The 24,858-nt window shown below is 60.9% G+C and carries 20 protein-coding genes and 2 pseudogenes; 12 read left to right on the top strand and 10 right to left on the bottom strand.

The genetic code is table 11. The features are described 5' to 3' along the window. Positions 1-371: Crp/Fnr family transcriptional regulator (locus NKJ01_RS31630; RefSeq protein WP_352734170.1), on the bottom strand; the 371-nt coding region annotated here is incomplete at its 3' end. 481 nt (positions 372-852) lie between these two features. Here NKJ01_RS31630 and NKJ01_RS31625 point away from each other — a divergent pair. Both NKJ01_RS31625 and NKJ01_RS31620 read left to right on the top strand, forming a co-directional pair. Next, a complete protein-coding gene (locus NKJ01_RS31625; protein WP_352734168.1) occupies positions 853-2,124 on the top strand; it encodes a transcription-repair coupling factor family protein in 1,272 nt (423 codons plus the stop codon). After that, the gene (locus NKJ01_RS31620) at positions 2,121-4,190 is read left to right on the top strand and encodes a DEAD/DEAH box helicase (RefSeq protein ID WP_352734166.1); all 2,070 of its coding nucleotides are present in this window, start codon (positions 2,121-2,123) and stop codon (positions 4,188-4,190) included. The genes NKJ01_RS31625 and NKJ01_RS31620 overlap by 4 nt, the downstream gene beginning before the upstream one ends. A gap of 329 nt (positions 4,191-4,519) precedes the next feature. On the opposite strand, the gene NKJ01_RS31615 is transcribed toward NKJ01_RS31620, so the two are convergent. The 3 genes from NKJ01_RS31615 to NKJ01_RS31605 form a co-directional block, all read right to left on the bottom strand. Continuing rightward, entirely contained in the window at positions 4,520-6,307 is a 1,788-nt protein-coding gene (locus NKJ01_RS31615; RefSeq protein WP_352734164.1) for a PAS domain S-box protein, read from the bottom strand. A gap of 933 nt (positions 6,308-7,240) precedes the next feature. After that, positions 7,241-7,411 (bottom strand): hypothetical protein, encoded by a 171-nt coding sequence (locus NKJ01_RS31610; RefSeq protein WP_023761979.1) that lies wholly within the window; start codon positions 7,409-7,411, stop codon positions 7,241-7,243. 786 nt (positions 7,412-8,197) lie between these two features. After that, entirely contained in the window at positions 8,198-8,677 is a 480-nt protein-coding gene (locus NKJ01_RS31605) for a transposase (RefSeq protein ID WP_352734162.1), read from the bottom strand. A gap of 320 nt (positions 8,678-8,997) precedes the next feature. Between NKJ01_RS31605 and NKJ01_RS31600 the strand changes: the two genes are divergently transcribed. From NKJ01_RS31600 to NKJ01_RS31590, 3 genes are all read left to right on the top strand, one after another. Continuing rightward, positions 8,998-9,237: a hypothetical protein gene (locus NKJ01_RS31600; RefSeq protein ID WP_084025654.1), complete on the top strand. Its 240-nt coding sequence runs from the start codon at positions 8,998-9,000 to the stop codon at positions 9,235-9,237. Positions 9,238-9,346: 109 nt separating this feature from the next. After that, positions 9,347-9,601: a DUF6894 family protein gene (locus NKJ01_RS31595; RefSeq protein ID WP_502905933.1), complete on the top strand. Its 255-nt coding sequence runs from the start codon at positions 9,347-9,349 to the stop codon at positions 9,599-9,601. Between the two features lie 121 nt (positions 9,602-9,722). Then, positions 9,723-10,436 carry a Crp/Fnr family transcriptional regulator gene (locus NKJ01_RS31590; RefSeq protein WP_352734158.1) on the top strand — a complete coding sequence of 238 codons (714 nt, stop codon included), beginning with the start codon at positions 9,723-9,725 and terminating at the stop codon, positions 10,434-10,436. On the opposite strand, the gene NKJ01_RS36560 is transcribed toward NKJ01_RS31590, so the two are convergent. Then, entirely contained in the window at positions 10,345-10,731 is a 387-nt protein-coding gene (locus NKJ01_RS36560) for a DUF6894 family protein (protein ID WP_502905932.1), read from the bottom strand. The two genes, NKJ01_RS31590 and NKJ01_RS36560, sit on opposite strands and share 92 nt — an antisense overlap. A 304-nt stretch (positions 10,732-11,035) precedes the next feature. Here NKJ01_RS36560 and NKJ01_RS31585 point away from each other — a divergent pair, with 304 nt between their 5' ends. Continuing rightward, entirely contained in the window at positions 11,036-11,338 is a 303-nt protein-coding gene (locus NKJ01_RS31585; protein WP_352734156.1) for a hypothetical protein, read from the top strand. A gap of 719 nt (positions 11,339-12,057) precedes the next feature. Here NKJ01_RS31585 and NKJ01_RS31580 read toward each other — a convergent pair. Both NKJ01_RS31580 and NKJ01_RS36555 read right to left on the bottom strand, forming a co-directional pair. Further along, positions 12,058-12,837: a hypothetical protein gene (locus tag NKJ01_RS31580; protein ID WP_352734154.1), complete on the bottom strand. Its 780-nt coding sequence runs from the start codon at positions 12,835-12,837 to the stop codon at positions 12,058-12,060. A gap of 12 nt (positions 12,838-12,849) precedes the next feature. Next, positions 12,850-14,799 (bottom strand): annotated as a pseudogene (locus tag NKJ01_RS36555) (CHASE2 domain-containing protein). Between the two features lie 164 nt (positions 14,800-14,963). Here NKJ01_RS36555 and NKJ01_RS31565 point away from each other — a divergent pair. Further along, a complete protein-coding gene (locus NKJ01_RS31565) occupies positions 14,964-16,634 on the top strand; it encodes a caspase family protein (protein ID WP_352734152.1) in 1,671 nt (556 codons plus the stop codon). A 619-nt stretch (positions 16,635-17,253) separates the two neighbouring features. Here NKJ01_RS31565 and soxR read toward each other — a convergent pair. Continuing rightward, positions 17,254-17,688: a redox-sensitive transcriptional activator SoxR gene (soxR, locus tag NKJ01_RS31555; protein WP_352734150.1), complete on the bottom strand. Its 435-nt coding sequence runs from the start codon at positions 17,686-17,688 to the stop codon at positions 17,254-17,256. Between the two features lie 86 nt (positions 17,689-17,774). Here soxR and NKJ01_RS31550 point away from each other — a divergent pair, with 86 nt between their 5' ends. Together NKJ01_RS31550 and NKJ01_RS31545 are read left to right on the top strand one after the other, a co-directional pair. Continuing rightward, positions 17,775-18,497 (top strand): SDR family NAD(P)-dependent oxidoreductase, encoded by a 723-nt coding sequence (locus tag NKJ01_RS31550; protein WP_352734148.1) that lies wholly within the window; start codon positions 17,775-17,777, stop codon positions 18,495-18,497. Beyond that, complete coding sequence (locus NKJ01_RS31545; RefSeq protein ID WP_352734146.1) at positions 18,494-19,540, top strand: S-adenosylmethionine:tRNA ribosyltransferase-isomerase; 1,047 nt, start codon at positions 18,494-18,496, stop codon at positions 19,538-19,540. Before NKJ01_RS31550 ends, NKJ01_RS31545 begins: the two co-directional genes overlap by 4 nt. Before the next feature lie 30 nt (positions 19,541-19,570). Here NKJ01_RS31545 and NKJ01_RS31540 read toward each other — a convergent pair. Further along, positions 19,571-20,514, bottom strand: a pseudogene (locus NKJ01_RS31540) (nucleotidyl transferase AbiEii/AbiGii toxin family protein). Between the two features lie 97 nt (positions 20,515-20,611). Further along, the gene (locus tag NKJ01_RS31535) at positions 20,612-21,277 is read right to left on the bottom strand and encodes a DUF6088 family protein (protein ID WP_352734144.1); all 666 of its coding nucleotides are present in this window, start codon (positions 21,275-21,277) and stop codon (positions 20,612-20,614) included. A 219-nt stretch (positions 21,278-21,496) separates the two neighbouring features. Between NKJ01_RS31535 and asnB the strand changes: the two genes are divergently transcribed. The 3 genes from asnB to NKJ01_RS31520 form a co-directional block, all read left to right on the top strand. Next, on the top strand, positions 21,497-23,434 hold the full coding sequence (asnB, locus tag NKJ01_RS31530; protein WP_352734142.1) for an asparagine synthase (glutamine-hydrolyzing): 1,938 nt from the start codon (positions 21,497-21,499) through the stop codon (positions 23,432-23,434). Positions 23,435-23,457: 23 nt separating this feature from the next. Further along, positions 23,458-23,724: an acyl carrier protein gene (locus tag NKJ01_RS31525; RefSeq protein WP_352734140.1), complete on the top strand. Its 267-nt coding sequence runs from the start codon at positions 23,458-23,460 to the stop codon at positions 23,722-23,724. Positions 23,725-23,750: 26 nt separating this feature from the next. After that, positions 23,751-24,858, top strand: a 1,108-nt coding sequence (locus NKJ01_RS31520) for a class I adenylate-forming enzyme family protein (protein WP_352734138.1), incomplete at its 3' end; no start/stop codon positions are given.

Below are 24,858 nucleotides of genomic sequence, written 5' to 3'. Positions count from 1 at the left end.
CGGGGGTGCTGTTCGCAAATGGCGCGCAGAGCATCGTGGCGCATGAAGCCTAACCGGGTCGGTATGAGCGTCGAAAAAGTGCAATCGATCACCGAGAGGTGCAGACTGTGCAGGTCCGGGAGGTCGCCAGCCACAAAAAAGGATGTGATTTGCCGTTTGCCTTCGCCCGTGACTTTGCTTGAGCCCACCAAGCCGTCGATAACGACGAACGAATTAACAGGGCGATCGCCCTCGATCACGACGTCTTGATTGGCCTGAAACGTCTTCTCCTGGATCGAAATGCCTCTCAAAATTGCGAGGTCGACCTCTTTGACCTCAGCGATTCTCTGGAGCTTGCGGACAAGTACATCTGTGGGTGAGGTGGGGGACAAATTCGCTGACCTGGGTACGTTGCAATATCGAACTTCCATTCAAGCCAAATGTTCCGGACGGTGGTATCTCACGGCCAAGTGCCTTTGGATTTGGTGCCTGCTATGAATTTGGCCAGGCGGGATCAAACCGTGTCGGTGCAATATCCCGTTCCAACAACTCGCCGAGAACAGCGGCTGCTCGGCGGCAGATCTCTGCCACCTCTTGCGGATCCAGACGCTCAGCATGATCTGCTGCGTGCAAGAGGTCCGTCAACGCCTCAAGACTCCGAATTTGCAGATACGGCATAGTTTGACCCCATCGATTTGAAGTGAGCCATATGTCAGCCGAGCTGTCCGCTCATTAACCTATGACATCGCGAGGCTGGAAATTTTGAAGTGTCGAACGGCTTCGCAGCACAAAGGAGATTGCTCGGATTCAGGTTTTAGCCGACGGAACACAGCCGCTCCGCTGCCGTTCTGGCAGTGATCGCAAGGTGCGCCAATGAACAGACCCATCCCCAAGAGAGAAGCTGCTGGGCAAACTTGCCCATCCAACGACCGCGTGGCGGAGGGAGAAGATGACGGCTCTCCGCCGGCAGCTGCGGTTGCGGCAGCCCTAGTCAGCGTTCTTGAAAACAAGGGGATCGAAGACTTGCTCCATATAGCCGGTTCGAACCGCGAGGCCGAGGATGTTGCGCAGGCCCTGCGGCAGTTCCTGCCTCAAGCAGAAATTCTCTTGCTACCGTCTTGGGATTGCCTGCCCTATGACAAGGTTTGGCCAACACGCGACAACATGGGAAGGCGGCTCCGCGTCCTGCACGCGATCACGCAAGCCTCCAAGCTCCGGCGCATTACCGTCACGTCGATCGAATCCGCCCTCCAGCGGGTGCCGCCGCCTTTAGCCATTGCCCGAGCCTTCACCACTTTGCAGGTGGGACAAACGCTTGACAGAGAGCTCTTCAAAACCACGGCAGAGCGAATTGGATACGTGGTCGACGATCGGGTAGACGAACCGGGCGAAATCGCCCTGCGGGGCGACCTCATCGATGTTTTTCCCGCCGGCGATGTCAGCCCGGTTCGCATCGTTCTGGATGCCCGGACCTCCATCTCTGAGCTCAAGACCTATGACCCGATCAGCCAAAGGAGCGAGCGATCTCATGACCTGGTCCTGCTCGGGCCGGCATCCGAGCTCATCTTTCAGGCCGGCAATCACCCTGAGGTAGCTGCGATGCGCACCACCTCGATGGAGGAGCGCCTCGTCTCCCTTTATGGCAGCCTGCCATCACTGTTCGATGTCGCGTGGGGTGCTTCGATCTCCTTCCTGGCAGGCCTTGAGGGCTCTCCACTGGCCCGCATTCTGGATCTGGTGGAGGACGCGAGCCGTGCCCGGCGGGAGATCGCTGGATCGGCGAAACCCTTGCCGGACCAATTCTATCTCTCGCGTGACGATTGGAAGGAGGCGGTTCGAAATCGGCAGTGTTTGAGGCTTTCGGCTGCTACGGCTCGAACTCCCAAATTTTTCCAGGCGTCGCGGTCAGGGCATGAATTCGCTGAATATGTGAAGACTCAAACGAGCTCGGGCGTCAGCGTGGTGGTCACAGGACGCGCGTCGGAGCTGAACGGGCAGACAAGCTGCTCGTGCGAAAGCTTGGCAGACGGATGGAAAAAGTCGCCGACTGGGCGCAAATCCGTTCGGCTGCCGGAGGCTCCCTTCTCAAGGCCGAATTCAACATCGAGGAGGGATTCGCCGACCCGAAGTCGCGCCTTGCCGTGATTGCGGCGGCGGACATATTCGGGCCGGTCTTGAGAGCGCAAGGCAACTCGCCTCAGAGTGTGCTCGACCCCGAGCTGCGAATTGGCGATGTCGTTGTACATGAAGAACACGGTCTCGGCGTGCTTGCTGCGGTCGAGCAGGTCGATTTGGCCGGCCAGCGACAAGACATTGTCAGGCTGGAATACCGCGACGGCGCGTCGCTGCTAGTCCCGGTCAGTGACTTCTGCCGCATATGGCGCTACGGTTCAGATCCGGGTGCAGTACCGCTCGACCGGCTCGACGGCGATGGCTGGTCGAAACGGCACCGGGCTGCGTTCCTCGAGATCGGCAGACTTGGCAGGCGCCTAGTTGCCCTGTCGAACGCCAGGTCGAATGAGCCGGCCGAGATTATCAGGCCGCCGCGTGCCGACCTTGCTCGTTTTGCGGCGCGATTTCCCTATGCCGAGACCCCCGACCAGGCCGAAGCCATCCGCGCGGTGCTCGACGATCTGTCGTCAGGCAGAACGATGAACCGGCTGATCTGCGGCGACGTCGGATTTGGCAAGACAGAGATAGCGCTACGTGCATGCGCAGCCGTCGCGTTGTCGGGCAAGCAGGTTGCCGTCGTAACCCCGACCACGGTGCTGGCACGCCAACACTACGAGACGTTCAGCCGCCGCTTCGCGGGAACGGGTCTCCAGGTAGCCCATCTTTCGCGAGTGGTGGGAGCTTCAGAAGCAAGAAAGGTGAAAGAAGGTCTGCGCGACGGCCGCATCGCTGTGGTCGTGGCCACGCACGCCGTTGCCGCCAAGGGCGTCACCTTCGCAGATCTTGGACTGCTTGTGATCGATGAGGAGCATCGTTTCGGCGTCAAGTTGAAGCAGGCCTTGCGAAACCTGGCGCCTCGCCTTCACACATTGAGCATGAGTGCTACGCCCATACCTCGCACGCTCCAATCCGCTATGGCCGGCATACAGGAAGTCAGCGTGCTGAACACGCCGCCCGCCAGGAGGCGCCCCGTTCGCACGATGCTGGCGCCTTTCGATGCGGGATCGGCGCGGGCTGCCCTTTTGCGCGAGTACCGCCGCAGCGGGCAAAGCTTCTTCGTCGTTCCGCGGATCGAGGACATCGAACCGATCGCTCATCTGCTTGACAGTTTGGTCCCTGAACTCACGGTCAAGACGGCACATGGCAAAATGAAGGTGCGCGTGCTGGACGAAATCGTCGTGCGTTTCGCCGACGGTGATGGCGACGTGTTGCTCAGCACCGACATTGTCGAAAGCGGTCTCGATGTGCCTCGGGCGAACACCATCGTGATCTGGCGTGCGGATCGGTTCGGTCTTGCTCAACTGCACCAGCTGCGCGGTCGTGTGGGAAGAGGGCGGGTTCAGGGCGTTGCATTTCTTCTGACGGAGCCCGATGCCGTCCTGGCCGACGAGACGAGGGCCCGACTCTCGACGATGCTTGCGTTGGACCGGCTAGGTTCCGGTTTGTCCATCAGCCAAAGGGACCTTGACCTCCGCGGTGCCGGGGACATTTTCGGTGAGGAGCAGGCGGGCCACATGAAGCTGATTGGCGCAGGCCTGTATCTCCACCTCCTGGAGCGAGCAGTCTCGCGTGCTGCTGGTGCGCCCAACCCCGACAAGCAACTTGCCGAAATCAATGTGCAGGTCACGGCTGCATTTTCCGAGAGCTATGTGCCCGAGCCCGCGGTTCGTCTCAGCCTTTACACGAGGTTGTGCCGGATGAGCTCGGAGGCAGACATCAGCGCATTCGCCGATGAGCTCGAAGACCGCTTCGGGACCATGCCTGGTGAAGTGGCAACTTTGCTGAAACTGACCGCGTTACGAATAGCAGCGGCGGAAATGGGCGTCAGCAAGGTTGATGTCGGGCCGGAATCGATCGCAATGAGCTTTCGTACAAAATCGACGGCATCGCAGTGGCGCGGCATCAAAGCGGCCGAAGGGTTCGGCTTTCGGAACGGCCGCTTGATCTTCAGGCGATCTCAGTCCGCCGCTCCAGAGCTCGGGGCTGTTCGCTCGGCGCTGGACGCCCTGCGTTCCGCAAAGTCGAGCCATGACAGGTGATCCCTCCAACCCGTGTGATCGCGGGATGCGGAGAGTATGCGTGCTGCAGTGGCATTCGCGCTGGCCTTGTCGCCCGGTTATGGCTCGCAGGCATCGGCAATCCAGCCGGCCTTTCGCCGGATACGAAGATGGAGAAGCCGGGCGTTCCCGCGGGACGAATTACCAGGATCGGTGTTTGCCATGCTGGTCGCCGCCGGCGGAGTGTCGGAGGTGGAACTCGGCCGGTTCGCCGACGGCAGGCCGAGCCGGCGAGGACGCCGAAGGGTTTCCCCACCGCCAAGGTCCGCTCCTCGCCAGTGCCGAGGTGCCGAAACCCGCGACGTCAACGCTCATTTGAGAACGGATGCCTCCACGGCGGCCAACGGCGCTTCCAGCCTCCAGGTGATCCCATGCGAGGCGTGCTCAAGAGTCCCCTTGCCCCCAACTGCCTGGGGCGCAACTCGCTTCAGCACCACTGTTCCAAAGCCGCCTTCTCCGACGGTCTGCACCTGCGGCCCGTCTGTTTCGGCCCAAGTGAGATGAAAGAACCTCTCTGCTCTGGAACCCGTGATATCCCACGTGACGGAAATGTTGCCTTCATCTCCTGACAGCACCCCGTATTTGGCTGAGTTGGTCGCGAGTTCGTGAAAGGCAATTCCGAGATACTGGACCGCGTTGGGGCTGAGGACAATGGACGGTCCGGACATGGAAATGCGCCCCTCATTGCCGAACGGTTTGGTTTGCGACAGCAACAGTTCGAAAAGGGTGACGCCTCTCCAATCGCCCAACACGAGCAAGTCATGCGAGAGTGAAAGAGCCATGATCCGCTCGCGAACCTGCCGTTCGAAGGCCGAGGGATTTTCGGCGCGCTTGTTGGTTTCCCGGATCATTGAAAGGATGACAGAATACTGGTTCTTGACCCTGTGGTTGACCTCCCGCATCAGCAACCGGATACGATGCTCGTTTTCCCGCGCCGATGAGATGTCGCGTGCGATCTTCGATGCGCCGATGATGTGCCCGGCAGCATTGCGCACGGGCGATACCGTTAGCGAGACCGGAACCAGAGTGCCATCTTTGCGCTGGCGGATCGTTTCGTAGGTCTCGACCCGTTCGCCACGGCGGATGCGTTCCAGGATACGCGGCTCTTCGTCCTGATTGTCATCCGGGATCAGCATGGTCACCGACCGACCTATGGCCTCCTCGGCGGTGTACCCGAACAGCCGTTCGGCGCCCCGATTCCAACTCTTGATGATGGCATTCAGATCTTTGCTGACGATTGCGTCGAACGAGGATTCCACGATGGCGGACAAATGGTGCCTGGCTTCCTCCGAAACCTGGCGTTCGGTCAGGTCAAACAGCATGTTAACGGCACCGATCAAATTGCCGTTCTCGTCCCGGATCGGAGTGGGATAAGGCTGGAACGGGAAGAAGGACCCGTCCGGACGCTGCGCTATGGCGTGCTCATTGCGCACAGCGCGGTTTTCTCTGAGCGTGATCGCCATTGGGCACCCGTCATGTGGCAATTCCTTGCCGTCAGGAGTGAAGAGCTTGAATGTCACGCACCATTTGTCCTTGCCGATCTCGGGCTCTCTACCTGCAAGCTCAGCGGCGGCGCGGTTGTAATAGGTGATCGTCCCGTCCTGGTCCGTCGTGTAGATGGCGACGGGGAGGTTATCGAGGATCTGGTGATAGGTGCTGTCTTGCCGCCTGAGCTCTGCCCGCGTCCGCTCGAGGTCGGTCACATCCATGGTGAAACATCGGATGTTGATCAGCTTGCCATCCCGGAAATGGCCGCTCGACGTGACTTCGACATGTTTGATTGAGCCATCGCAGGCCCTAAGTCGCGCCGGGTATCTCGCGATCTTCTCGCCACGGTTGAGGCGCCCCAAGATATCCTCGATCACCTCCCGGTCGGGATAGAAGTCGGCAATGTGGCGACCGACATAGGCTTCTGCGGAATAACCCAGAAGGTCGAGTTCAGCTTTGTTGGCACGCAGAATGACACCATCTGCGCTCAACAGATGAAGCGCAGCGGCACCATTCTCGAAGAAATCCTGGTAGTCGAATTCGCGACCATCCTCACGGGAGGTTTCCGGGTTCTTGTAGGCGATTACATTCGCCCGCGGTACTTCATTCATCCCAAGGCCTCAACTCGACCGCCCTCAACGCGGCCAAGGACGATTCGTTCCAGCCACTCGTCCCCGAAGCCCAGCAGAGGCTATCGGAGAAGCTGACGGTGGCCCTCGCACCGAAGGCCGTGCGGCAAGCAGAGCAAACCGAGTGCCAGCGTCAGCGGATGGCTGCTGCGCAAAACAGGAGCTGTTGGCAAAGCGCCGCGAGCGCGAGCGCAATGGCGCGACCCGGCCAGCGCACGTAATGGACCACTCCACGCCGTTCGCACCAGCGGAACGGGTGGGAGCAAAGCGAAGGCAGTTTGGGGGGTGTCGCATGGGCGACGATCCACCCGCCCAAAACGAAGGCGCAGTGAGTGCTCCCGGTATTCCGCCACCAGTTGGGACAGCCGTTCCTGCCAATACTCCCGCGCATGCGATCGTGGTGCCACCGGTCCTTGGGCCATCCGAAGCCGGGATAATGACCCCACAAGGGACATCGCTTTGGATCTCCGGGACCCCTAAGCGAAGGCGGTCCGCCAGCCGCAGTCGTGCGACCCTGCCGCGCGGCGATACCATCGGCTGCGGCGCCATTCGGCCCTGTGCGTTTACACGCATCGAGCGCAGGGCCCTTGCATCGAAGCGGGGTATACTCACGGCGAAGATCGAGATGCGAACAGCTACGCAGGACAGAGTGGGATCGACGTTAGGCAATCGGTTGCCGCCTCGACCGCACGGGCGGGGTCACTGGAGTAATTAGAGCTGTCCGTTGAGAGGGACACAGCGCCATCCGTCTGGGGTTGAGCGGACATTGCGGCGCGGCAGGCGCTCAAAGGCACACACGTCGACCAGAACATCCCCACAGGACAGCTGGCAGTTCGATGGTTGCATCGCTCCACCCAACTGGCCGGACGATTTTGCTTCGACTCGAAATCATTAATCCAAGTGGCGCTTGAGAGCCTAAATCAACCCGTTGCGCACGTTCAGGTGGGTGAACGCTGTCAGCAGAATGGCGCCGATCATGAAATACAGGGTTGATTCAATGTGGCCGCTTTGGAACTGAATCCCAGCGCACAGCAGGGCCAGCACAACGGCAAGGAAAGCGATGATGCGCGAGAAGTCGTCGGACATGGGCGACCTTTGTGATTTGGCGGCCACCCTCAATCGGCCGCGCGCTCAATATGACAAACTTTTCCTTTTTGCAACCTCTGCCCGTACAGACTCTTGGCCGGATGAACCCGCCGCTCCTAACTTGTCCAGCGCGCCTTGATCGCGGCAGGTGTGGCGTAGAAGGAATCAGCGCTCAAAACGGGGACCTTCTCCTTCCTGCGCATTCCTGCCGATTCTCAAGCAGCACAAACACTGCCGCAATTGTTCCCGAGACAAGGGCAGGGCTTCCGGGGAAATAGCCGCCCTAAGATGCGCGCAGCACCGCCGGCTGGTCCATTCGACTGCTGGCGGCTGCGCGAGCGCGGTGAGGATGGCTTGCCTGACGGCGGGTAGGCTCGGTTGGGCGGCGGGCCGAGGATTCTTTTTTCCCCCTCCCGCTAGTTTGAGGCGGCGAGATTGCAGGAAGGCGTAGGCGATCATCGTCATCAGCGCGTGCCGGTGCAGGCCCGTCCATGAGCGCCCCTCGAAATGGTCGAGGCCAAGTTCCTCCTTTGAGTTGCTGATGCGCTGTTCGCAGACCCAGCGCGCCTTGAGTGGCGCCTGCGATCTGCTTGAGCGAGGTGTCGGCGGGCAAGGTGGAGAGGTAGTATTTGCGCTCGCCGGTCGAGCGGTGCTCGCCGATCACCCAGACCTCCTCGCCAGGCAGATGCTGAGCGCCCATGTCGCGGATGCGCTGGGGTGGGCCATCCGCAACCGGACACGGACAGCGGCGAAGCGGGCCGAGAGGCGGCCTTTGGTGCCACGCCGTCAACTGACCGTCCGCCATTGGGCTTTTTCCAGCATAGTCTGCGCGGTCTCGAAGCGTAAGCCGGCTGCGCGAGCCCGGTCGATCTCGGCCAGCGCGATTTCGGGCTTGGTCCTGTAGGCACGATGGTCCTCGGGCACACCGGATGGGTCGATCAGGGCGGGATCGGAAGTCCAGCTCTCGGGCAGAAACAGTCGCAGCCCCGCCATGACCGGCACTTCGCCAGAGGCCAGCGTCAGCAACACCAGCGGTGGCAGTTGGCGTTCTTGCCAAGCGCCGAGGCATATTGCGGCGCGACGCCGACAGAGTCGCCCCTTCTTGGGGAGCGCGGTATCCTCTGCGATCAGCCATGCATAGTTCCCGCCAACTTGTCTGTCGGCCTCCGCGAGCAGCACCTTCTCCAGCGGCGCAGCATCCCACACGCCGCTCGCGATGAAGTGGTGCGGCTGGTCGTAGTTGACGCCTGCGTCGCGCGCCGCCATCGGTTGGACGCTCTTGCGATCCCAAGGCCAATCAGCCCAGCAATATAGGCCGGACATATCCGCGCACGTGTCTTGTGCCTCAAAGCCGAGACGAACGGCTCAAGCCACCGCTCCAGACCGAGTTCGAAAGCTGACATTCGGGCCACCGCTAGAGAGCCGCCAACCACTCAATTGTCTGGGAATTACCAAGCCTCGGCTATCCGGAACAAATTACCCTACAGCAGCTTTGGGCAATCGAGTTAACGCTCGTGCGGCGGGTTCACCAATCGATGTAGCCGCCGCCGTGAACGAATGCGGCCTCGGCCGGCAGGAGAAGCCCCATGTTTGCAGATGAAATTGCAACAAGACGCCTGAAAATGCTGGTCGAGCAATATGTCGAAACCAGAAAAAGGCGACATGACGTCATTTCGACCTCGACGGCAGAATCCGCAATTCGGGAGGTGCTCCCGAACTGCCCGATTTCCGGAAAAGCCTTTGATGACCTGATAGCAGCCAGCGCCATCGCACATGGTCTAGGCGTACGGTTTGACAGATCGATCTCAACGGAGAGCCCTGGCTGAGTAAGCGATTGAGGGATTCACGCGGCCGCGTGGATATCCACGTTTGGTACGTTTCCGACGCTATTCAACATGCGTGCCGCATTTAAAAGTCGAGCAATGCGGAGCAACCATGCCGAGATTCTTCTTTCACATTCGGACCCGGGACGGCCAGCTCCTCAAGGATCCAGAGGGGCAGGAGTGCGCAAATTTGCAAGTGGTAGAAGACGAAGCCATGGCGTCCGCCAAGGAAATCCTGGCCGAAGGACTGTTGGCCGGGAAGCCGGTCCTCACCGGCAATTCCTTCGAAATCTTCGATGAGCGCGACGTCCTGGTCTTGGAATTCCCCTTTTCACGCGCGGCGGAGACGCCGGGTGCCCGTCCGTAAATGCCTAACGTGATTAGGCGTTGTTGCCCGCAGAACCTATATGTGACCTATCGTTCGCACGTTTTCACGGGCGCGAACGGCTGGGAGATCACTGAGCTCTTGCCCTATGGAGGGTGGGGTCATGTCTAACCAGCCAAACATCACCTATCGCAATGCGCTGTTGAAGCGACTTTCTCGCGCAGACCTCGACCTACTCGAGCCACATCTGAAACGGGTGGATCTGCCGTTGCGCACTCCCCTTGAAACCGCCAAGTCCCCGATCGAATACGTCTATTTCCTGGAAAGCGGCATCGCGTCCGTCGTTGCTAAGATTCCGAAAGGTCGCGATACGGAAGTGGGCCTGATAGGTCTGGAAGGCATGACCGGCGCATTGGTGGTGCTTGGCGGGGATCGCGCCGCACACGACACCTACATGCAGATTGTCGGGGAGGGCTTCCAGGTGCCTGCATCAGCGTTGTCGGCAGGCATGTCCGAAAGCGCGACGCTTAAAGCCCTGCTGCTTCTCTACGTCCAAACGCTCTTTATTCAGACCAGCTACACCGCCCTGGTGAATGCCCGGTCGAAATTGGACGAACGGTTAGCGCGCTGGCTGCTGATGTGCCAGGACCGGGTGAGGGATGACAGATTTGCCATCACCCACGAGTTCATTTCCGTCATGCTCGGCGTGCGGCGCCCCGGCGTGACCGTCGCCATCCAGGAACTTGAAGGCAAGGGGCTGATCAGAGCGAACCGTGGTGAAATTCTTATCCGGGATCGTTATGGCCTCTTTCAGATCGCAGACGGCACCTATAGCGAGCCGGAACATGAATACGAGCGGCTGCTCGGCAGAATCTAGCCATAGTCGGCAGCAGCGGCGAAGGTGACGATCGCAACGACCGTCCCGTCGTCGAGCGCGACCTCATACAGCATCGTATCAAAGGTTTCCCCGCGCGCAACTGCTCCGCCATCAGGTCCTTGGCAACCCAAATCGCTTCGCGAACCGCGCTTTCGTTATCAGGGAGCTCGCTGCCCTCCGGATCAGGACGCCGGTGTCCGGCAAGGACAAGTGCAGGAAGAAACGTGGCAACCGGTGTCTCCGCCAGCGGCAGTCCGCCGCCAAAGGGATCTAGGCTATTCGCGACATCAAACACAACGAACGGGGCCCAGGCGGTCACCACCGTCACACCTTAGCCTTCCGCCAACCGGCCCACCAAGCATCCCATTGTCGCGTCTGGTGCTTGAGCCCTCGCTGCTGGCAGAACTTCGCGATCACGGTGAAGTTCCGGTCAGTGCAGAGGTCATCCGCCAGAGCAACCTGATGTGGCCAGTCACGGTCTATAACCGATGGCATTGGTGAGCCCCGACTGCGTTTGGCCACTATTCGAAATGCATGGACTGGCCGCGCATCATTGCCAATGTCAGCGCGATTGCAGGATTTGCCGGCGGCTTCTCCATATGCACGGAGCCATCGAAATCACGCCATGCCGCCATGCGCAATTCATCATCGTCATCGCTGGCCGACGGGTCGAAAACGTGGGCATCACAGGGATCCCGGTCAATCTCGATTGTCCAGTCCTGGAGCGCCTTGCGAGCCATCTCTTCGACCTGGGCAAGGTCGCTGGTGAAGAAGGGGATACGGTCTCCATCCTCCGAAATCGGCTCAACCCGATCCAGAGTTGGCCGCTCGGGAACCCAACCGAGAACGAAGGCAATATCGAAACCGATCTGGCGGTCCGGGCCTCAGTCAGAAGAAGCTAGCGGCTATCCAGATTCCATTACCATCGTTGGATGCCCAGCTCTGGTTCGACGAGCTTCAACGAAAAGCCGGTGACGTTCAAGCAGGTCAGCGTGAGGTCGCTGGCGAACTTGATCACTTGATTCCGGCCCTGATGCATCAAGTCTTCGACTAGACCAAGCTTACCGCCAATCTGCACCGATGAAGCTCAGCGTGCATCGCGCACCACTCCTTGGCCGGCTAAAACGAGGAGCTTCCTGCAGCGGCTTACGGGCCTCGTTGGCGGAGCTGTCGCTTGTACTTAATTGTAAGAACGCGCCGATTTGATGCCGGTTTGGCATTTAATTGTGAGAATTTTGGCGGCCGGATTTCTCAAATTAACTGCATTTGAGAGGAGGCTCTCGACTTGTGAGCTTGGGCAATCAGGCTGCTCGGCAGCGTCAGTGAACCGGACCCTTGTCACCCATCATGTGGCCGCGCAGCATTCGGAGCTTTTCCGGTCCTCACGCTCGACGCTGGGAACGGAGCGACAGGCCTTATTTCATGGTGACGGCCCTACCGCTGAGATCGGCATTGACTTGCAGGCCTACCCGCCTACCTGCTTGCCAGAGAGTTCGAGTTGGGCTCCCCTGTCATTGGTCATGACGATCACTTGGGCCCCTTGCCGAGCGCGCCGCCACCGCCCGCCGCACCGTAGAGCCAGTCGCTCCGGCATTCGCGGCGCTGGCTCCTGGCCAATACCCTATTGCTGCTTTGTCGCAAGTTGATGCACCAAGGCCATCGCTTGGCGTTTGCAACCGCTGCTCACCATCCATGCAAGAACTTCCAGCGGATTTTCGAGAACGGCGTTCTTTGGAAACGTCTTAATTTCGATCGACGCCGATGTCTTCTTGGTCTCGACGACAACAGATTTCACCTCGGGAGGAATACGGTCTGGAAGAGAGTAAGTGAGCTTGCCGGCGCTCCAGACTATGCCGTTGAACGGCTCGCCGTCGCCGATGCGAATCGAGAAAACCGCGCTCTGACCTATGCCCGCGCGCGCCAGAACTATTTCACCATCGCGGATGCAACCAGGGGCGGATTCTTCGATGGACACTGCCCAAGGGTCGTCGAGCCCGCTCGACGTGGAATAGTCGGTAGTGGTGCGCGAACCGCCGATGGACTCCGTTCTCTTGCGCTCATTCGCCAAGAGGACGGCTATCAGGTCAAGTTTTGAAGACCCTTCGTTGGTAGTCCCCTGTAAACTGCCGGAGGTCAACGCATCCTCCGTGACCACGAAGGAACTTGGACCCGAAAGCGCGTTCACGCTGCCGTCTTCGCCGAGCAGAGTGACGACTGTACCGGCTGGAATGTTGATGACGTCGCTTGGCATTAAGAGCTTGCCTGGCGGCAGTTCATCCACCACCGGCTGGGTCGACAGGACCACGTACTGGCTGCCGGCTGCCGCGTGTTGCGCTGTCACAAGGACGGTCGTAGCGACGATCAGGAAGGCGATCTGCGAGGTCGAACGCCTGAGGCTCATGTCACGATGACCTTATTTCCCGATCAGATGAATGTCTGCTCCGAAATCTCCGCTTGCAAGGCGGTTATGGTGAAAAGCGATCAGGCCGTCTTGTGGGTAGTTTTTGACCAATAACTTAAATGCCGCTATCGCACTCGTATCCCCTGCGGCAAGTAGGGCATACGCGTTCGAATAGTGCTCGCAGAGCATCGTATTTTGTGGATTACGGGTCATTGCCTCGAAAGCCTCGATGCCTTGGTTCTTGCCCTTAAGGTGTAGAACTCCAGCAGGGCGTAACAGGAAGCTCGTCGTCTGCCTCGCGACTTCTGAACTGATGCAGTTTTTGGTGCCGATGTACTTGTTCGCTCCCTCAAGCCGGGCCGCGGCATTTACAGTATCTCCAATAGCTGTGTAATTGAAGAACCGATTTCCCCCGAAGTTGCCGACGATTGCCGGCCCGCCATGAATACCTATGCGGGTGGAGCCGAGTGAATGGCCCCGTCCTGCCGATTTCTCTCGCAGCCCCTGCGCGTGGTCCTGCACAGCAAGTGCCAGAGACACCGCCCGCTCCGCTTGGTCATTTTGTGCTGCAGGAGCCCCGAAGAACCCGAACACCGCATCGCCGATGACCTTGTCGATGGTTGCACCATGCTCGATAAATAACTCGCAGAGTCCGTTCAGATATTCGTTCAATACGTCTGCGAGCACCTCTGGCGCGAGTTGCTCGCTGAATGACGTAAATCCCTCGACATCCGTGAATACACAGGTGAGCTCACGCTTCTCGCCACCGAGATGGAGAGCGCTGGGCTCCTTGACAATCGCTGCAACAACGGCCGGACTGACATATTTCGAGAACGCGTTCTGAATGAACTGGCGAGCCTTGGCGTCCCGTCTCCAAGCCAGGAAGCCAACGAACGCCGACAGGCCGAGCACAAGCAATGCAGGGGCGATCATCGGAACGAGGATTGCGAACCGCGCGAAGGCCCACGCCTCACCGATCCACACCAGCAGCACCGCACCGGCGACCGCGACAGGTTTGAAGACCACCGGGATCGGCCGCCAAACGATCCACAAGCAGAACAGCCCGACAAGAAGCATTGGCGCATAGCCCACTGCAGGCCAAGGGGTCGTTATCCTATTCCCGGACACGAGCCTGGCTAATGAATGAGCGTGGATCGCGACGCCGGGGAGGACACCGATTTCCGCGCCGCTCAACAACGCGAACGGTGTCGGATGACGGTCTATTTGCTGTAGGTCTACACCGATAAGAACATATTTCCCCTCGAACCAGCCGAGCGGTGCCAGCCGAACGGCCTGTGCCGGATAGGTTGGAAAGCTGAAGGGCAAGCTGTTCGCCGTGCGGTAGTAGACCATCTCCTCCGGCCAGTGGCGGCGACCAACGCCAGTTGATGCTGCGATCACAGCAGCAAAACTTGGCATCCAGGCCCCGTCACCTTCTCGACCGGGAAAGGCTTCACGGACCACGCCGTCGAGATTGTCTTCCAACAACGTTGCAAGGCCCCGCTTTGCCTACGGAGCGAATGCGTTTAGATAGTCGGATTGCCTTTGGGTAAGGCCGTCAGTGCGCGAAGCCGAGGCGATCACCACAGGCACAGTGGCGGTTTCGATGACAGTTTCGAGGCGGGCGTCCTTTTCCGGCTCTGTTGCCTGGTCGAACAGCAGGTCGATGCCGATGGCAAGCGGACGGGCCGACTCGATCCGAGCCAGGATGTCGGCCAAGAAGGCACGGTCCAGTGGTGAGCGGTATGGAAAATCCGCCAGGGTCTGTTCTGTGATTGAGACCACAACAATGTTGGGTGGAGGATGGGTGAACGGCGAGATAGAGACCATCATCCCGTCGCGCAGAATATTCTCCCACGGCGGTGACACGAGAGCAGTCGAGAGGGCCAGCAGAATCAAATAGGCGAGCGATGCGGCGATCCCATTTCGCCCAACGCTGACGACTCGGCTAAGTGTCAACACGCCGAAACTGATCCCCAGTGCCAGTGAAGCGATGCTCACAGCCAGCATACCCCTTTGGGCGGATCAAGCAAATTGTGGCGGGCCACTCGTCCTCAGCACGGGGGCATAGCTCCTTTCGGTTGCATCACCCTCTGCTACAGTTCCCTTGGGGAGCCGTTTCTGCCATGCGCAGCGCTTTCATTCTTTTGGTTCTGTTGTTTGCCACTGTTTCGGGACAGGCAGTCGCCGAGAAACGCGTTGCGTTGGTCATTGGCAATTCGGCCTACCAGCATGCCGTCCAACTAGCCAATCCGAAGAACGATTCCTCCGACATAGCTGCCAAACTTGAAAGCCTTGGCTTCCAGGTCGTGAGCGACCAGGACCTCGACTTGGCGGGAATGCGACGCACAGTACGCAACTTCTTGGAGAAGCTCGACGGTGCCGACATGGCACTTTTTTTCTATGCCGGACACGGCCTGCAGGTAAATGGCAGCAACTATATGGTGCCGGTGGATGCACAGTTGTCGAGCTACAATGACCTCGACTTTGAGGCCCTTCCGATAGACCTCGTACTTTCGGCGATGGAACGCAGCACGAAGGTTAACCTCGTCTTCCTCGATGCCTGCCGGGATAATCCATTTGCGGAGAAGCTTTCCCGCTCGATGGGGACGCGCTCCGGTTCCCTAGGGCGTGGTCTTGCCAGACTAGGCAGCGGAGTCGGTTCGCTAATCGCGTTCGCAACGCAACCGGGTAACGTCGCGATAGACGGGGCGGGCCGGAACTCTCCGTTCACAACTGCACTGCTCGCGCACCTCGGCACGCCTGGGCAGGATATCACGCGCGACCTCATCGATGTGCGCCGCGACGTGCTGGCCGCCACGGATGGGAAGCAGGTGCCGTGGGAAAACTCCTCGCTCACGGGTGACGTCGTTTTGAGGCCTCTCGCGGCAACGGCCGAGCCGAAACAGGTGTCTGTTCCACTTCCACAGTCTGCGTCGCCAGACAACGCGGTCGAGCTAGCCTATTGGGCAACCATCAAGGACTCAACCGACAAGAGCTTTTTCGAGGCGTATCTACAGCAGTTTCCGACGGGCGTCTTTGCGGCTCTTGCGAGGCTAAAGATCGACGGTATCGACAAGCGTGTTGAAGCGGAACGGCAGGCTTCCACCAAACAGGTGGCGGAACAGCCGACGACGGAGCGCACCGCTAAGGCAACCGACGATACCAAGGCGACGGAGGTCGCCAGCCTCGAACAACCCAATCCGCTGGCGCAGTCACCGGCAGGCTACATAAACTCTGGCGAGCTTTCGCTGGCTACTCAAGTGGAACTGGTTCGCCTGGGGTGCCTGGCCGGCCATGCCGATGGCAAATGGGGCTTAGGCAGCCGCAAAGCACTTCAAGACTATGCCGACCGGCAAGGTGTCAAGCTTGCATCGTTGGAACCGACGGCGGGACTTCTGGAAAGACTAAGGGCGATCGGAGCTCGTATCTGCCCGCTTAGTTGTGAACACGGGATGGTGGTGGAGGGCGGTCATTGTGTGCCCCAGACGAGCGGGCTAAGCGCCTTTAATGGCACATGGAAATTAGTCAGACGAGCCACAACGGACTGCGGCGATTGGCGAGAACTCTCAACACGCGTTTTCATAAGGGACGGCAGAGTATCGTCTGACTCTGGATTGACAGGAAGCATTTCCAGCAGCGGCGCCGTCAATATGAAAAGCACCTTTGTATATAAAGGAAGAACGGGCGGGAACACCCTGACCGGGGTCATAAAGGGTGACAACGGAACCGGCAAATTTAAAGGAACCGGAGCTGGCAGCGGATGTTCGGGAAAAATCATCATGGAGAGAATGTAGAAAGGCGTCGGCCGTCGGCCGCACCTATGTTGAACATGCTACGAGGCCAGCAGTTGAAGGAGCCAGATAGACGAATTAAGAATTGATGCTGCTGTCCGGCAAAGAGCGAATTCGAACGGCCATATCGACATGATCGTCGATGAGATTCACATTGCGGTGACAGCACCAACCGCACATTGATGTCCGGAAAATGCGAGAGGAAATCATTTATCTCCGGCAGCACATGCAGCCGTCCGAATATCGCTACATCAACATGGATGACCTGCGTAACGCTGCTACTGTTGACGCGTCCAAGGCGGCTTCCGGCTCGCAAACCGTCAAGACGGCAGCCGGGAAGGTTTCGTTCCCGGGGCCAAGTTTCTCGGACCGCGACACGTCCAGCTGCCATCCAATTTCAGCAGCTACGTCCGTGAACGTGAGGAAATGTATTTGCGTCGGGATGCGGAATACTCCGAGCAGGTATGCATATTGCTATTCACTCGATTGCAAGGCCGTCGAGCGGTGGAGAAAGTCAGCGACGAACAATACCGCCGCTGAACCTTACCGGGGCCGCGGCGTCTCGCACTTGGCGAAGTCTTGCGCTGCCGAGCGCTGGAATAGTGACAGGCACGCTGCCAACTCACCCCAGCCAATATCTCGGCCCTGGCCCCTTGCGTCCTGCCGTATCGGCAGGGTTCGCAAGGCTACACCGGTCGATCGAAAGGCAGCCGCAACCGATGCACTCGGTAAGCCCGGACCTCAGGCGCTGCAACTCGGCGATGCGCTGGTCGATGCGCTTTGTCCACTCGCCTGACAACCGCGACCAATCCCGACGCGACGGCACGCGATCGGCTGGCAACTTCGTGAGTTCGGCGCCGATCTCCTCAAGCGTCAGCCCAATGCGCTGCGCGAAGACGATGAAGGCGACCCGGCGCAGCACAGATCGCGGATAGCGTCTGTGTCCCGAGCCGGCCCGTTCGGATGCGATCAGCCCGCGCTCCTCGTAGAAACGCAGGGCCGATGAGGCGACGCCGCTGCGCCTCGACACATCGGTGATGGTCAGCATGGAATCCATGCATGAACGAAAGCACGATTCGCGCTTGACTTCAAGTTAACTTGAACTTGTAGCAACGGGCGGTACGGATTGAAGGAGCACCGGCAATGCAGACGAATATCGATCTTCTGGGACTTCGCGTGGCGGTCACGGGCGGCACGTCCGGCCTAGGACTGGCACTTGTGCGGCAGCTTACCGCAATGAATGCGTGCGTCGCCTTCATCGCCCGCACCGCCGCGAATGTCGAACGCATTGCCGACGAGACGGGCGCGCATGGCATTGTCGGCGACGTCGGCAAGAAGGACGACATCTACCCGATCGCGTTGCAGGTCACTGCCAGCCTCGGCGGGCTCGATGTCCTGATCAACAATGCCTCGAGCCTCGGCCCTGTCCCTCTGGCGCTCCTTGCCGATACCGAGTGCGAGGAGCTGGAAATGGCGCTCGCGGTCAATCTCGTCGGCGCCTTCCGGCTGACGAAAGCCCTGTTCGGTGCGCTGGCCGCGTCCGCGCGCGAGGGCCGCGGCGCGCTGGTCATCAACATTTCCAGCGACGCCGCGGTGAACGCCTATCCCGGCTGGGGAGCATACAGCGCGAGCAAGGCCGCCCTTGCCCATCTGACGGCGATTTGGGACGAGGAGGCGAAAGCAGACGGCATCCGGCTCCTCGCGCTTGACCCTGGCGATATGGACACCCCACTGCACGCGCTCGCGATCCCTGATGCTGATCCGGCGACCTTGAAGCGCCCCGAGCAGGCAGCTGCCGAGATCATCGAAAAGATGCTCGATGCGTTGCCGGTCCGCTCTACGCTTCTCGCCGGAGCACATGGATGATTGCCGCCGATCGTCCCGATCGGCGCTCCGCCAGGCTGTTCGTCGTCGAGGCGGACGGCACGATGCGCGACCTCCGGCGCGCTGGACTCGCGACGCTGTTCAACCCCGGCGATCTGGTCGTCGCCAATGACGCCGCGACCTTGCCTGCCAGCTTGCACGGCACGCATGTCCCAAGCGGTGAGGCGATCGAGATCCGCCTGGCGGGCTGGCTGTCACTTCCCATTCCAACCCGTTTCGTGGCGATTGCCTTCGGCTCGGGCGATCACCGCACGCGCACGGAAGACCGGCTGCCTCCGCCTCCGCTGTCACCAGGCGATCGCCTTCGGCTCGGCCCGCTTGAAGCCATCGTAGAGCGCCTTCTCGACCATTCTCGACTTCTAGAGTTGCGCTTCCCAGGCAACCGCGCACCGGTGCTTGCAGGACTGGCGCAGCACGGCCGGCCGATCCAATATGCGCATGTTCCCGAGCCGTTGGCACTGTGGGATGTTTGGACAAAGATTGCCGCCAGGCCGGTCGCGTTCGAGGCGCCATCGGCAAGCTTTGCTCTCGACTGGCTCACGCTCCAGGCTTGGCGTCGGCGCGATGTCGGCTTCGCAACACTCACGCATGCCGCGGGCGTTTCTTCCACCGGCGATGCCGCGCTCGACGCGCGCCTTCCCTTCGACGAGCCGTACCGCATCCCTGAGTACACCGCGATGCAGGTCGCGCGGGCGAAGCTTCGTGGCAGCCGCATTATTGCGATCGGCACGAGCGCAGTGCGTGCGCTTGAGTCAGCCGCCAATCTCGACGGCAGTGTGCGGGCCGGAAATGGCGTTGCGACAGGGCATATCGCGCGGGGTACGCGGCTTCGGGTGGTTGATGCGATTCTCACAGGCGTCCACCAGCCCGGCGAAAGCCATTTCGAGCTCCTGCGCGCCTTTGCCGATGATGCTCTGCTCGCCAACGCCTCCGCAGCCTTCACCGCGTATCGATACCGCGCGCATGAATTCGGCGATTCCATGCTGCTCAATCGCCAACCCCTTGGCCCCATAACAGGAGGTTGATTGTCTTCGCACTGAGCGTCAGCCAAGCGACTAGGAATGGGTGTTGATGTCCTGCTCAATCTGCCTTGCTGATTCCAGAATGTCGTCGAAGCTCGGCGGAGTGCCGAAGATCATGGCCGCCGTATTGGCATAGTCGCGCGTGAGCGCGTCCACCATCTTGGGAGCTGGTGCGATCGCGAAGCTGCCCGGGACTGCTGAGGCGAGGTCATAGTCGGGACGATCGAAAAACATTCGTGCGTGCCGCACGCAATCGGCGCCAAGATCGACATCGCCGAGCGCGGCGTTTCCGGTCTCGGATCCGAGAAGACAGTGCAGGTCATAATAGTGCCGAGACACCCGTTGGCCTTCCTGCCGCAGTTCGCCGCGCCGCTCGTACCAGCGGCGCAATCCATGGGCGATCACTACCTTGTCCCAAAGGTGCGGGTCGCCTCGACCGTGGTCACGTCGGCGACGGTGAGATCAATGCCTGCCGCTTCCTCCGCGACATAGGACGTGATCGTGATGAGGCGATTGGGATCGAGTGCCGATTTCGCCCCGGACTCGAGGCGTATGACCGGTCGCACATAGGCGCCATCACGCGGCTCGACCTCGGGATACCAGAGCAGCAGGGTCTGACCATCGGCATCGGCTTCGTCGACTTCCACCCGGCCGGCGCCGTTCGTCATGTCGGCAAGTTGAGCGGTGAGGAAGGCTCGCAGCGGGCCGGTGATATACGCACGGCAGGCGTCCCGGATGGCGTCGAGCTTGGCGCGGCGCTTCTTGTTCGACAAGTCCTCGAGCTCTTCGACGGAGGCAGCCTCGTGGAGATCATCGCGGAACACGGTAACGTCGATGTCCTCGGAAAAACGCTGGATGAGGCCATAGCCTTTTGACAGCGACGTCCCGCCCTTGAAAAGCAGCCCTGGCTCCCCCGCAGGCCGTTCGTGGTAAAGCGAATTGAGGGTCCAGCAGACCCAGAAATCCCTTTTCGACATTGCCCCACCCCAGCTCCGATCCGATTGGCCGTGGCGAGGAACAGGTCGAGCCGGTCACGTGGGGATGCCGCGATGAGCTGGCGGTAAGCATCGGTACTCATGGCTTCGCCTCGTGCGGGTCCGCGCTTAGGATTTCGCGGAGGAACTCCTGCATCCAGATCGGCACGGCGGAGAGGCCGGCGCGCAGATCCTCGCGAATGGCCTCGCCGTGCTTGGGGTCGGCAAACAGGCGGCGCAACGTCGCCTGAATACGCTTCCGTTCGCCCTTCTGGGCCAGCATGTCTTGCATCCAATGCAAGACCTGGACGACCCGCATCCCCGGCCGATCCGCCCAATAGAGGCGGCTAGGGGCAGCGTATTTGAAGTGGATTTCCTGCGTGCCGAGTTTGATTGGCTTCAACCGCGCATCGACCAGTACTTCTATTCGGGCGGGGACGGCGGTCGTCAGGCCGAGGTCGTTGGCGGCCGTCATACCATCGACGATGGCGCGCGCCCGATCGCGGCGCGTGACGGCGCGGATTATAGCGCGGTAATCCGGCACGGTGGCGCGGCCAGTCAGGTTGTTCGTGCGCGGCCGGTCATAGAGGCCTCGGTCGATCCGGCGCAGCTCCCAGGCGGTTGCCAGGCGCTGCAGGGTTTTGTCCACGGCGGCGCGCGCGCCGAGATCGGCGAAGTCGCCGGGGGTCCAGACCTCGTCCGGTTTGGACTGAATGCGGGCAAGCAGGCGCGAGCGAAGATCGGTATCGGGCTCAACTATGGGCATGTCCGAAATATGCTACAATTTTCGGACACTCCGTGGCGGCGCACCAACGCCGCGTCATTGCCTTCATCTCGCGGCAGACCCAATGCTCACGCAAGAAATCAGCCGGCGGCGGCCGCTCAAAATTTACCATTCTCATGAATAGTCCCAAATGTTTAACACTTACCGGTATCTTGGCGGCTATAGTCCGAGCCGCGCTGGTGGACTCGGAAATATCTCGGCATGTGCGGTTTTAGCGGTTATTTCGGCACTGTCCGGGATGGGAGGGCGCTCCTTGAAAGGATGACGGCTGCCATTGCGCATCGCGGCCCCGATGAGCAGGGGTTCTTCACCACAAAGGCGGCCGGCCTCGGTCATGCTCGGCTGTCCATTATCGACCTGGGGGACGGCCAGCAGCCCATGTCCGATGCGACGGGCGATCTGACGATCGCCTTCAACGGCGAGATCTTCAACTATGTGGAACTGCGCGAGCAGCTTCGCGCGAAAGGCCGCCATTTCCGGACAGCCAGCGACACCGAAGTGATCCTGCATCTCTATGACGAGATGGGGGAGGATTGCGTCTCCGCGCTCAATGGCGATTTCGCCTTTGCGCTCTGGGACGGCCGCCGCCGCCGCATGGTTCTGGCGCGCGACCGCATGGGGGTCCGGCCGCTCTTCTATACAAGGGAGGGCGAACGGCTTTACTTCGCTTCGGAGGTCAAGGCGCTCCTCCAGGCCCCGGGCGTCGCGGCCGAGATTGATCCGGTCGCACTCGACCAGATCTTCACGCTCTGGGCCCCGATCGCGCCGCGCACGGCCTTCCGCAATATCTACGAGCTCGAACCCGCAAGCCTGATGATCGTGCAAGAGGGCAGCGTCTCGACGCGGCCCTACTGGAGTCTGGAGTATCCCGACCGGGAAGCGCCGCCCCGGCACCGGGACGAACGTGCCGCGGCCGAGGAACTGCGCGCCCTCCTGACGGAGGCGACCCGCATCCGCATGCGCGCCGATGTGCCAGTCGGCGCCTATCTCTCTGGCGGCCTCGATTCCTCCATCACATCGGCGCTGGCGGCGGGCATGGCGCCGGGTGGCCTCAGGACCTTCTCGGTCACCTTCGATAGCGCCGAACATGACGAGAGCCCCTTCCAGCTCGAGATGGCCCGTGCGCTCGGCACGCATCACAGCGCCGTCGCCTGCGGGGAAGGCGATATCGCCGCCGTCTTTCCTGACGTTATCCGCTTCACGGAGCGGCCGATCCTGCGCACTGCCCCTGCCCCGCTCTACAAGCTCTCGAGCCTCGTGCGCGAGGCCGGCTTGAAAGTGGTGCTGACGGGCGAAGGCGCCGACGAAGTCTTTGCCGGCTACGATATTTTCAAGGAGGCCAGGGTTCGGCGCTTTTGCAGGAGACAGCCCGGCTCCCGCATCCGGCCGCATCTGTTCCGCAAGCTCTACCCCTATCTTCCGGGCCTGAGGCAGCAATCGGCCGAGTACCTTTTCTCCTTCTTCGGGGCTAGCGGCGCGGCGCTCGACGATCCGCTGTTCTCCCATCGGCCGAGGTTCGACGGCACGGCGGCGACGAAGCTGTTCTACTCGGGCGATCTGCGTGCCACATTGTCCGGATATGACGCCGCCGAAGAGCTCGCCGCGCGGCTGCCCGGGGCGTTCGCCCGCTGGCATCCCTTGCATCAGGCGCAATATCTGGAAGCCCGCTTCCTTCTCCCCGGCTATATCCTGTCCAGCCAGGGCGACCGCATGGCGATGGCCCACGGAATCGAGGGCCGCTTTCCCTTCCTCGACCATCATCTGGTCGAGTTTGCCGCCGGCCTTCCTCCCGAGATGAAGCTGAAGGGGCTCGTGGAGAAGCATATTCTCCGGGAGGCGACCAAAGACCTGCTGCCGGCCGCCATCGGCCGGCGGACCAAGCAGCCCTATCGCGCACCGGACAGCCAGTCGTTCGTTGGGCCGGGCACGAGGGACTATGTCCAGTCGGCCCTGGGCGACGCCGCAGTCAGCGCCGGCGGGCTCTTCAATCCGAAGGCAGTGGCAAAACTACATGAGAAATGCAGCCGCCAGCCGGCCTCCGGCTTTCGCGACAACGCGGCCTTTGTCGGCATCCTGTCGACGCAGCTGTGGCTGACGACTTTCACCGGCACAGGCATTTGCAACGCAAAGGCCGCCTGACACCACCAAGGAAAGCGAACGACATGACCGATACGATCCGAGACGCAGTGAAGGCCTTTGTCATCGAGAACTTCCTGTTCGGCGACACCACCCACGTCCTCGCCGATACGGACTCGCTGATCGAGAACGGCATCATCGATTCGACCGGCGTTCTGGAACTGGTAGCCTTTATCGAGGACCATTGCGGAATCACAGTTGCGGACGCCGATATCGTGCCGGCCAACCTCGATTCACTTGCGCGCATCACGGCCTTCATCACAGCGAAGACCGCATCGCTCGTCGCGGCGTGACGGCTGGCAGCGGAAGGCCCGAGCTCATGCGGGTCGAACAATTCCTCATCACGAACGCGGCCGCGCATGGCGCGAAGACGGCGCTTGTCACCGACCGGAAGCGGTTGCGCTATGACGAGCTCGACGATCTGTCGAACCGGCTCGCGACCGCTCTCGCCGCGAATGGCGTGCAGCGCGGCGACCGCGTTCTCGTCTTCATGGACAATTGCTGGGAAGCCGCCGTCTCGATCTTCGCGGTTCTCAAGGCGGGCGCGACCTTCAGCCCGATCAACGCCTCCACCAAGGCCGACAAGCTCGCGTATGTCATCGACGATTGCGAGGCTGCGGCGATCCTGACCCAGGCCAAGCTGATGCCTGTCGTGATCCAGGCGCGTGCGCTGTCGGACCGGCCGCTCTTCGTCGCGTCGACGCAAGCGCCATCCAGCCATGCGCGGGATGGCGCTGCCTCCTTCGAGGATTGTCTCAAGGTCGCGCCCGTGCCCGTTCGCCATGGCGGGATCGACATCGACCTCGCCATGCTGATCTACACCTCGGGCTCCACCGGCCGCCCCAAGGGCGTGATGATGACGCATCGCAATATCGATGCCGCGGCCGAATCCATCACGACCTATCTGCGCAACACCCCTGACGACATCATCCTCAATGTCCTGCCGCTGGCTTTCGACTACGGCCTCTATCAGCTGCTGATGGCGATGAAGCTCGGCGCGACCCTCGTCCTCGAAAAATCCTTTGCCTTTCCGCAGGCCATTTTCGAGCGCATCCGCGCCGAGAAGGTCACCGGTTTCCCGCTGGTGCCGACGATGGCGGCGCTGATCCTGCAGATGCGCGATTTGGCGCCGGGTTTCCTGCCGAGCCTGCGCTATATCTCGAACACCGCCGCCGCCCTGCCGCCGGTGCATATCGCCCGGCTGCGCGAGCTGTTCCCCGGCGTGCGGCTCTATTCCATGTACGGTCTGACGGAGTGCAAGCGCTGCACCTACCTGCCCCCGGAGGAACTGGACCGCCGGCCGGGTTCCGTCGGCATCGCTATTCCCAACACGGAAGCGATAGTCGTCGACGATGAGGGCAACCGCGTGCCACCGGGCGTGGCGGGCGAGTTGGTCATCCGCGGCCCGCATGTCATGCAGGGCTATT

This window comes from Mesorhizobium sp. M0276 (genome assembly GCF_040321755.1).
Classification (GTDB): domain Bacteria; phylum Pseudomonadota; class Alphaproteobacteria; order Rhizobiales; family Rhizobiaceae; genus Mesorhizobium.
Note: the sequence above shows the minus strand (reverse complement) of the source record. Positions and strands in the feature narration are given on the sequence as shown.